The following is a 1,152-nucleotide window of genomic DNA, read 5'->3' as shown; positions in this document are numbered from 1 at the left end:
TGCCGGTGTTGGAAAGCCGCGTGTGCTGCATGGTAAAGGCCGACCAGCGCCACATCGCCGCGCGCGCCTCGGGGCGCACGAGGCTCATGCCCAGTCCCCGAGTGCCTGCTGCCAGACGGTCAGCGCGGCGACGGCGGCGGTATCGGCCCGCAGGATGCGCGGCCCGAGGCTGACCGCCCGGGCGAACGGCAGCGCCCCGAGCCGGGTGCGCTCGGTATCGGAAAACCCGCCTTCGGGGCCGATCAGGATGGCCCATTTGTCCCCGCTGTGCGCGCGCGCGCCGTCGAGGGCGCGTGCCGTGCCGGCAAGCGCCTCGTCGCAGAACATCAGCTTCCGGTCGGCGGGCCAGTCGGACAGCAGGTCGGCCAGTTTGCTCAGCTCGGCCACCTCGGGCACGTAGGTGCCGCCGCATTGCTCGGCGGCTTCGATGGCATGGGCCTGAAGCCGGTCGCGGCGGACGCGGTCGGCATTGGTGAACTCGGTCTGCACGGGCAGGATGCGCGCCGCGCCCATCTCGGCGGCCTTCTCGACGATGAAATCGGTGCGCGCCTTCTTGATCGGGGCGAACAGCAGCCAGAGATCGGGCGGGTCCCGCTGCGGCGCGGTGCGGGCCGTCACGTCAAGCCGTCCGCCGCGCTTGCCTGCCTCGGCCACGGTGGCGCGCCATTCGCCGTCCCGCCCGTTGAACAGCAGCACCGCGTCGCCGGTGCCGCGGCGCATCACGCCGAAAAGGTAATGGGCCTGGTCGCGCGTCAGAGGAATGGTTTGCCCTTCCCCCAGCGGCTGCTCTACATAAAGCCTGATCTTCGTATCCGTCATGGGGGCACCATATGACCGCCGGGAACCGGACACCAGAGGCCGAAAGCCGGATCGCCGATGCCGACACGGGCAACTGGGTGGACCGTCTGGCGCCGGCCGCCACGCGGCCCTTCCTGCGGCTGAGCCGGGCGGACAGGCCCATCGGCGCGTGGCTGTTGCTGCTGCCCTGCTGGTGGGGGCTGTTGCTGGCGATGCTGCATGACGGGCGCGCGGCATGGCACGACCTGTGGATATTCGCGGGGTGCGGCATCGGCGCCGTGCTGATGCGCGGCGCGGGCTGCACGTGGAACGACGTCACCGACCGCCACATCGACGGCGGCGTCGCGCGCACCG

General features: G+C 71.4%; 2 protein-coding genes. One reads left to right on the top strand and one right to left on the bottom strand.

All coding sequences use genetic code 11. From position 1 onward, the window contains the following. Positions 1-84: 84 nt before the first annotated feature. Positions 85-819, bottom strand: a complete 735-nt coding sequence (locus tag ACH107_RS33015; protein WP_412509814.1) for a 16S rRNA (uracil(1498)-N(3))-methyltransferase — start codon at positions 817-819, stop codon at positions 85-87. 11 nt (positions 820-830) lie between these two features. On the opposite strand from ACH107_RS33015, the gene ACH107_RS33010 reads away from it, so the two are divergent. Next, the coding region (locus tag ACH107_RS33010; RefSeq protein WP_412509813.1) for a UbiA family prenyltransferase at positions 831-1,152 on the top strand (322 nt) is incomplete at its 3' end.

Source organism: Roseovarius halophilus (ex Wu et al. 2025), from assembly GCF_047086965.1.
This window is presented reverse-complemented; position numbering and strand designations above follow the sequence as displayed.